We start from the raw sequence: 3,438 nt of genomic DNA on the forward strand, positions 1-3,438 counted from the left end.
GGGCGCCCGCGCCCAGGCCGTAGTACAGCGAAGGGCCTACCGCATCACCGCGTACCAGCACGGCGTTCATGGCGCCTTCGACGTTGGCCAGCAGGCAGTGGTCAGGCACCAGGGCTGGATGCACCCGCAGTTCGATGCCATCGGGACGGCGGCGGGTAATGCCCAGCAGCTTGATGCGATAGCCCAGGCGTTCGGCATGCACGATGTCCTCGGAAGCCAGGCGGGCGATGCCTTCGATGTAGGCCTTGTCGAACTGCACCGGGATGCCAAAGGCCAGCGAAGCCAGCAAGGTGAGCTTGTGGGCGGCATCCACGCCCTCGATGTCGAAGGTGGGGTCGGCCTCGGCGTAGCCCAGGCGCTGGGCCTCGGCCAGCACGGTATCGAACGGCAGGCCGCGCTGGCGCATTTCGGACAGGATGAAATTGGTCGTGCCGTTGATGATCCCGGCCAGCCACTGGATGCGGTTGGCCGTCAGGCCCTCGCGGATCGCCTTGATGATGGGGATGCCACCGGCCACGGCGGCCTCGAAAGCGACCATCACGCCACGTGCCTGGGCCGCCGCGAAGATCTCGTTGCCGTGCACGGCCAGCAGGGCCTTGTTGGCCGTGACCACGTGCTTGCCCTGGGCGATGGCTTCCAGGATGCAATCGCGGGCGATCGTGTCGCCGCCCATCAGTTCGACGATGATGTCGATGTCCGGGTCACGCGCCAACGCCAGCCCATCGGTGGTGACGGTCACGTCCGGCCCCACCAGCGCACGCGCCTTGGCCACATCGCGCACGGCCACGGCAACGACTTCGATGCGCCGCCCGGCACGCCGGGCGATTTCCCCGCCGTTCTGGGCCAGGACCGTCCAGACCCCGCCGCCGACAACCCCCAAGCCCAACAGACCTACACGGATCGGTTTCATTTCAGCAGCCCATCCTTGCGGAACATGTCCTTGATGCCGCGCACCGCCTGACGGGTGCGCTGTTCGTTTTCGATCAGGGCAAAACGCACGTATTCGTCGCCGTATTCACCGAAACCGATCCCGGGGGACACGGCGACCTTGGCGTCGGCCAGCAGCCGCTTGGAAAATTCCAGCGAGCCCTGGGCGCGGTAGGGTTCGGGAATGCGCGCCCAGATGTACATGGACGCCTTGGGCACATCCACCATCCAGCCGGCATCGTGCAGCCCGCGCGCCAGCACGTCGCGGCGGCTGCGGTATTGTTCGACGACCTCGGCCACGCAGTCCTGGGGGCCTTCCAGGGCGGCAATGGCGGCCACCTGGATCGGCGTGAACGTACCGTAGTCATGGTAGCTCTTGATGCGCGCCAGCGCATTGACCAGATCGCGGTTGCCCACCATGAAACCGATGCGCCAGCCGGCCATGTTGTAGCTCTTGCTCATGGTGAAGAATTCCACCGCCACGTCGCGCGCACCGGGCACCTGCATGATGGACGGCGCCACGTAGCCGTCGAAGGTGATGTCCGCATAGGCCAGGTCATGCACCACCAGGATGCCGTGTTCGCGCGCCAGGGCGACAATGCGCTCGAAGAAGGACAGTTCCACGCACTGGGCCGTCGGATTGCTGGGAAAACCCAGAATCATCATCTTGGGCTTGGGAATGGCCTCGCGCACCGCGCGTTCGATTTCCTCGAAGAAATCCAGGCCAGGGGTCATCGGCACCGAGCGGATGTTCGCGCCCGCGATCACCGCGCCGTAGATGTGGATCGGATAGCTGGGATTGGGCACCAGGACCGTATCGCCCCGGTCCAGCGTGGCCAGCATCAGGTGGGCCAGGCCTTCTTTGGAGCCAATCGAGACGATCGCCTCGGAATCCGGATCGATGTCCACTCCGTAGCGGCGCTCGTACCAGGTCGAAATCGCCCGGCGCAGGCGGGGAATGCCCTTGGACACAGAATAGCCATGGGTATCCGGACGGCGGGCGACTTCCACCAGCTTGTCGACGATGTGCTGCGGCGTGGGGCCATCCGGATTGCCCATGGACATGTCGATGATGTCCTCGCCGCGCCGGCGGGCGGCCATCTTGAGTTCCCCGGTGATGTTGAACACGTAGGGGGGCAAGCGCTCGATGCGCGGAAAGCTCGTCATGATGGTCCTCGGCAGATAGGCTGGAGTCGTGCGGATGGATGCGGTGCAGCAAACTCGTTAATCTATCGCATGCGTCCGCGACTCGCAAATCCCCATGCGCAAAACCCACGCTTCCCCATGAAAAGCCCCCGGCTCGATTGCGCTATCATCACGTGAACACCGGAGCTTGCCCGTGCTATTGCAAAAAGACCTGAATCCCGCGTTCAATACCGTCACCGCCTACGGCGACGGTTTCCTGGAAATCAATCGGGTCCGCTACGACAGCGCCATCTGCTTCGCCCCCGAAGGCCCCGTGCGCAGCCTTGCGCTGCGCACCGCAGCCGACCTGGATGCCGCCTTTCTGCAGGATCTGGTCGGCCTGCAGCCGTCCACGCGTGACCCCCTGGCCTTGCTCGACAGCGATGCGCCCGCCGCCGAACGGCCTGCCTCCGCACCCGAAGTCCTGCTGATCGGCACCGGCCCGCGCCAGACCTTCCTGCCCCCCGATCTGCTGCGCCCCTTGCTGGCGCTGGGCATCGGCGTTGAAACCATGACCACCCAGGCCGCCGCCCGGACCTACAACATCCTCATGTCCGAAGAACGACGCGTGCTGGCCCTGCTGCTCCCCGGAGACCTCGCATGACCCCCATCACCATCGGCCAGCCCCTGCCGCCGCTGACTGCCGCAACCACCCAAGGCACCTTTGATTCCGCCGCGCTGCGGGGCAAACCCTTCGTCCTGTATTTCTATCCCAAGGACAGCACCCCCGGCTGCACCGTCGAGGCCCAGGATTTCCGCGACCGCCATGCGCAATTCCAGGCCCTGGGCTGCGCGGTTTTCGGCATTTCCCGCGACACCCTGAAATCCCACCAGAACTTCGCCGACAAGCAGTGCCTGCCCTTTCCCCTGATCACCGACCCCGACGAAACCCTGTGCACCCTGTTCGGTGTCATGAAACTCAAGAACCTGTACGGCAAGCAGGTGCGTGGCATCGAACGCAGCACCTTCCTGATCGACCGCCAGGGTGTCCTGGTCCAGGAATGGCGTGGCGTCAAAGTCCCCGGCCACGTCGACGCAGTCCTGCAAGCCGCACAAAACCTGGCCGCCTGAACGCGGCCTTCTCCAGGAGCCTGCATGCCCCTTCCGAAACAGCCGACCCGCCTGGGCGACACCGTCGTCGAAACCCCCATCCCGACCACGCCGCCCGAAACGGGCGCGGCGCGCGCCGTGCCCGGTCCGGCACTCGACCGTTCGCTTGACGCCCCGCGCACCCGCACCGCCAAAACCCGGCCAGTCGCGGCGATCCTGTCCAAATCCACTGGCTCCGCAAGCACACCCGCCACCCAGGCCGCATCATCCGCCACC

Annotated in this window: 5 protein-coding genes; 3 read left to right on the forward strand and 2 right to left on the reverse strand. The window is 65.6% G+C overall.

What is annotated here, in order from left to right; translation table 11 throughout:
• Both RBR29_RS11230 and alaC read right to left on the reverse strand, forming a co-directional pair.
• The coding region (locus RBR29_RS11230; RefSeq protein ID WP_320349330.1) for a homoserine dehydrogenase at window positions 1-910 on the reverse strand (910 nt) is incomplete at its 3' end.
• On the reverse strand, window positions 907-2,094 hold the full coding sequence (alaC, locus tag RBR29_RS11235) for an alanine transaminase (protein ID WP_320349332.1): 1,188 nt from the start codon (window positions 2,092-2,094) through the stop codon (window positions 907-909). The genes RBR29_RS11230 and alaC, both read right to left, overlap by 4 nt.
• A gap of 172 nt (window positions 2,095-2,266) precedes the next feature.
• On the opposite strand from alaC, the gene RBR29_RS11240 reads away from it, so the two are divergent.
• The 3 genes from RBR29_RS11240 to RBR29_RS11250 all read left to right on the forward strand — a co-directional run.
• Window positions 2,267-2,716 carry an MTH938/NDUFAF3 family protein gene (locus RBR29_RS11240; protein ID WP_320349333.1) on the forward strand — a complete coding sequence of 150 codons (450 nt, stop codon included), beginning with the start codon at window positions 2,267-2,269 and terminating at the stop codon, window positions 2,714-2,716.
• A complete protein-coding gene (locus tag RBR29_RS11245; protein ID WP_320349335.1) occupies window positions 2,713-3,183 on the forward strand; it encodes a peroxiredoxin in 471 nt (156 codons plus the stop codon). Before RBR29_RS11240 ends, RBR29_RS11245 begins: the two co-directional genes overlap by 4 nt.
• Before the next feature lie 24 nt (window positions 3,184-3,207).
• On the forward strand, window positions 3,208-3,438 hold a 231-nt coding region (locus RBR29_RS11250; protein WP_320349337.1), incomplete at its 3' end, for a hypothetical protein.

This window comes from Castellaniella sp. (assembly GCF_034007085.1).
Classification (GTDB): Bacteria; Pseudomonadota; Gammaproteobacteria; order Burkholderiales; family Burkholderiaceae_B; genus Castellaniella.

What these genes read in the sequence shown, in the direction of transcription:
- alaC (WP_320349332.1), bottom strand. Translation starts at nt 2,094, where the DNA reads ATGACGAGCTTTCCGCGCATCGAGCGCTTGCCCCCCTACGTGTTCAAC.
- RBR29_RS11245 (WP_320349335.1), top strand. Translation starts at nt 2,713, where the DNA reads ATGACCCCCATCACCATCGGCCAGCCCCTGCCGCCGCTGACTGCCGCA.